A 4,548-nucleotide genomic window follows, 5' to 3' on the forward strand; every position below is an offset into this window, starting at 1 on the left:
CGACGGCGAAGGGCAGGGTGTAGCTGGTAAGCGGGTGGACGAAGCCGCCCCGCGCGCCCGCCATGGCGACGCCCGCGATACGCTGCTCGGCCTGACAGGCGGCGAAGTCACCACCGGTGATGACCGGCAAGATGCCCGTTTCGCTGGAGAGAATCTCGCCCGTCCAGCCGTGCGCCTCGGCATAGGCATCGAGGCGCGAGGACAGCGCGGCAGGATCGAGTACGGGCTCGTCCTGATAGTAGGTATCCTCGATGAAGACCTCGTGCTCATCCAGCGGCAGGACATAGACGAAGCGGTAGCCGCCCAGCTGCGCGACCGTGGCGTCCATAATCATCGGCGCGGTGACGCCATGCGGGCGGGCAAGACGCAGGTGGCGGCCCATGAACACCTGGCAGCCGCCGCTCAGCGTCGCGGTGGGCGTAAACCCGCGACAGTCGATCACCGCGCGCGCCGCGATGCGGGTGCCATCGGTCAGCGTGACCCCGCCCGCATCGAGCCCAGCCGCCTCGGCTCCGGTGAGGATCGTGTCAGCGGGAAGTTCGCGCGCCAGCGTAGCGGCAAAGTCCCCGCTGGCGAGCGAGCAATAACGGCTGGCGAGATGGCGGCTGTGGCCGGGAAAGCGCACGTCGTAGCCGTGGTCCCACACGGTCCTGGCGAAGGGTGCGAGCAGCGCCTCGCCGCCTGCGGGCAGATCGCTGGCAAACCAGCTCCAGCGGTGGTTGCCGCCCACCTGCGCGCCCGCCTCGATCAGCCGCAACGTCAGATCAGGGCGCGCCTGCGCCACCGCGAGTGCAATCAGCCCTCCGGCCAGACCTCCGCCGACAATGGCGATATCGCAGGTGTGCCCGGTCATCCAATATGCGATAGCCCATCGCCATTGTGGAACCAACTCGCCCCGCCAAACATTTCACCTGAAATTCGGGGAGCCCATTAATGTCCAGTTATTCTCTCAAGGCCTGCCTTGCCCTTGCCGCTGCCACTGTCGTTTCAACCGGCGCCAGCGCGCAAGGGAGCGACGAACCCATCGACATGAGCGACACCGTGTTCGCCGGCGACTATCTCTCGGTCGGCGTCGGCGTCGCAGTGAATCCGAGCTATCTCGGTTCGGACGATTACGTGTTCACGCCGCTGCCGGTTGTGCAGGGCTCCATCGGCGGAGTGGGAATTTCCCCGCGTGGCGGCGGGCTTGCGCTCGATTTCATTCCCGACGGGGACGGCAAGGTTGACTTTGATCTCGGGGTCGCGGCACGCCTGCGCGCCAACCGCAGCACCCAGATCGAGGATGAGGTCGTCGCCAGCCTCGGCAAGCTGGGCAAGGCGATCGAGGTCGGCCCCAGCGCGGGTGTCACCATCAACAAGGTGCTGCACGGCTATGACAGCCTGACCTTCAGCGCCGATGCCGCCTGGGACATCAACGGCGCGCACAAGGGCTTCGTGGTCAGCCCCTCGGTGACCTATTTCACCCCGCTCAGCCGTGGCATGGTGGCGAGCCTCTCGCTGTCGACCGAATATGCCGACGCCAAGTTCCACGACTACTACTTCGCGGTCAGCCCCGAGCAGAGCGCGGCGACCGGCGGCGAACTGCCGGTGTTCCAGCCATCGGGTGGCGGCTTCACGCGGGCCGGGGCCACGCTGTTGACCGGCATCGACCTTGACGGCGACATCACCAACGGCGGCTTCGCGCTGATATTGGTGGGCGGCTATTCGCGCGTGCTCGGCGATGCGGCGGATACGCCTTTCACAAGCGTGCGCGGCTCGCGCGACCAGTTCTTCGGCGCCTTCGGGGTCGGCTACACCTTCTGACGAGCGCCGACCGCCTCTGGAGCGGCATGCCAAAGCGGCGATTTGCAAAGCCCTTCCCCTTGGGGAAGGGTTGGGATGGGGGTTCCACACAAGCCAGCGTCGAGCCCCCACCCCCAACCCCTCCCCAAGGGGAGGGGAGTGGGTTGGATCAGGGCAATGACGTCAGACCCTAGCTCTCGTCTTTCTCGATCATAAGATCGGGCCGGGGGGCGGGCAGCGCGGCGCTGCGGTTGCCCGTCTTCAGGTAGGTGTCGAACCATTCCATCATGCGCAGGTTATAATCGTAGCGCGAGGCGGCCATTGCGTTGCCGTGGCCTTCGCCCGGATACCACACCAGCCGTACCGGCGTTTCCGGCTTGCGGATCTTGATGTTGCGATAAAGCTCAAGGCTCTGCGTCGGGCTGACGCGCGGGTCATCCTCGCCGTGCATGATCAGCAGTGGGGTTTCGGCCTGTCCGGCATAGGTGATCGGGCTGCGCTCGATGGTGAACTCGTAGTTGTCCCAGGGCTGCGCACGGGCATGGACGAGGAACTCCTCGGTCGGAATGTCGGTGGTGCCGAGCTTCGACAGCAGGTCGGAAATGCCCACGAACATCACCCCGGCGGCAAATTCCTCCGAATAGCGGGTCGAACTCCAGGCGGTGGCGAAACCGCCGTAGGAGCCGCCCGTCACGCCAACCCGGCTGCCATCGGCCACCAGCTGCTCGACAAGGGCGTGCTTGGCGTCGACCAGATCGTCGAATTCCTTGCCCGCGGCATCGCCCTGATGCTGCTTGGAGAAGGCCGTGCCATAGGCGGTGGAGCCGCGATAGTTGGGCAGGAACACCGCATAGCCTTCACCCGCCGCAACCTGACCGGGGTTGGAGTAGCTGGTCACCCAGCCGTTGCTTTCGTGCGATTCCGGGCCGCCGTGGACATCGAGGATCAGCGGCGAGCCGCCCAGCGGAGGCTGGCTTACCGGCTCGATCAGGATGCCCTCGATCACCTGCCCGTCGCGCGCGGCATAGGTGAGCGTGCGCTGGGTGCCGAAGTCGATCTCCGCCAGCCACGGGTTATGCTCGGTCCAGCGTTCGAACCCGCTGCGCGAGGCGACGAACAGTTCGGACGGGTGCGCGGGCGAATTGGCCGTGGCGATCAGGATATTGCCGCCCTGATCGAGCCCGGTCAGGATCAGGTCGCCCGGATCGACATTGCCGAGCACCTCGCCGCTGTCCGAATAGTAGCGCAGCAGGCTCTGCGCGCCGACGTGGATCACGCTGGCGAGCCGTCCGTCGGCCATCCATTCGGCATCGACCGCCGCTTCGGGCGCGCCCTCGTTCAGCGCGGTGAATTCGCCGGTGGCGGCATCGACGAGATACAGCGTGGTCGCCGCCGGGTCGTTGGCATCGACCGCTGCGATCATCGACAGTTTGCGCGAATCGGGCGAGATCTCGATGTCGCCCAGCTTGCCGGGGGTCTCCACCGTCACCACGCTCTGGTCGAACAGGTTGAGGATGCTGGCGCGCTGCCGGGTATACTGATCGTCCACCAGCGTGGTCGGGGCCGAGGTGAACACCGCGAACTCGCCATTGGGGGCGACCTCGAAGCTGTAAACCTCGCCCGGCAGCTCCAGCTGGCGCGGGGCGGCATCGACCTCTTCCCCGACATTCGCCGCGAACACCCGCGCCGTGCGCAGCTCTTCTTCATAGACGCGCGAATTGAACCCGGCATCGGACTCGGCCTCGCGTTCGTCATCCTTGGCGGGTGCGGCGATCAGGTAGACCTCGCTGCCCGAAGGCGCGAAGGAATAGGACTTGATGTCGGCCCCGTCGATGGCGGCGAGCTTGCGGTAGGGGCCGCCGCCCACCGGCACGCCCCACAGCGCGCGCTTTTCGCCCTTGTCGCTCCACAGGAAGGCGATCATCGCGCCATCGGGTGTAAAGCCGATGCGCGAGACTTCCATCCCCTCGGGCAGCCAGGCACGCGCCTGCATCGGCGCATTGGCGAGGAACAGTTCCTGCCGCGCGCCGCCGTTTTCCTCACCCTTGGTGACATCGGGGCGCGACAGCGTGGTGTAGGCAATGTGCGAGCCGTCGCGCGAAATCGCGATTCCGGCGGTGGATTCTATGCGAGCGACGTCCTGCGGCGTCATCGGACGGGCGGCAAGCGCGGTGGGCAGGGCCACCCCGGCGGCAAGCGGGAGCGACAGGAGAAGGGCGGCGCGGCGGATCAGCATGGAGTATCCTCGATTCCGGTTTCAGGTGTTAGCAAAGGTCATAGCGTGAGGGGCGCTGCTGGCAATGGCTGCGGCGGCGCTAGCCCCCGTGCGCTAGTCCCCGTCGACTGTGGGCAGCTCGCGCAAGGGAGCCTCGGGATCGGTTTCGAGCAGAGCGGAGGCCCGGTCCCACCCGCCGCGCAGCCACAGGGCATGGGCCTTCTCATGTCCCGGCAGCACCAGCGGCATCCGCTCGGCGCCAAGCGCGCGTACTTCGGGGCTGGCGGGGCGGGTGATGAGCGCGAAGCTCGGCACCTCGCTGTCTTTCCACACGCCGGCAAAGGCGAACAGCGCCTCGCCCTCGGGTGCGAGCCAGTGGCGCAGGCGGCGGCCTTCGTAGTCGGTGCCGGAGCCCCAGACCATGAAGCTGGTGGCGGGCACGAGACAGCGGAATTCGCGGTTGCGCAGGTTGCCGATCCAGAACGGGCTATCGGGATTGGCGACGCTGAGCACGGGCCGCGCGTCGTATCCGGCAGAGGGCGGGGGCGGCA

4 protein-coding genes are annotated in these 4,548 nt (G+C 66.9%); 1 reads left to right on the top strand and 3 read right to left on the bottom strand.

Going from position 1 to position 4,548, the window contains the following annotated elements:
* On the bottom strand, positions 1–853 hold an 853-nt coding region (gene crtY / locus D2V17_RS04055), incomplete at its 3' end, for a lycopene beta-cyclase CrtY (protein ID WP_119591854.1).
* A gap of 80 nt (positions 854–933) precedes the next feature.
* Here crtY and D2V17_RS04060 point away from each other — a divergent pair.
* On the top strand, positions 934–1,803 hold the full coding sequence (locus D2V17_RS04060; protein ID WP_245978516.1) for a MipA/OmpV family protein: 870 nt from the start codon (positions 934–936) through the stop codon (positions 1,801–1,803).
* Between the two features lie 169 nt (positions 1,804–1,972).
* Here the strand turns inward: D2V17_RS04060 and D2V17_RS04065 are convergent, their stop codons facing one another.
* Both D2V17_RS04065 and D2V17_RS04070 read right to left on the bottom strand, forming a co-directional pair.
* Positions 1,973–4,018: a S9 family peptidase gene (locus D2V17_RS04065; RefSeq protein ID WP_119591855.1), complete on the bottom strand. Its 2,046-nt coding sequence runs from the start codon at positions 4,016–4,018 to the stop codon at positions 1,973–1,975.
* 93 nt (positions 4,019–4,111) lie between these two features.
* Positions 4,112–4,548 (bottom strand): SOS response-associated peptidase family protein (locus tag D2V17_RS04070; RefSeq protein ID WP_147367216.1); only part of this gene is annotated, 437 nt, incomplete at its 5' end.

The organism is Aurantiacibacter xanthus, assembly GCF_003584015.1.
GTDB classification, from domain to species: domain Bacteria; phylum Pseudomonadota; class Alphaproteobacteria; order Sphingomonadales; family Sphingomonadaceae; genus Alteraurantiacibacter; species Alteraurantiacibacter xanthus.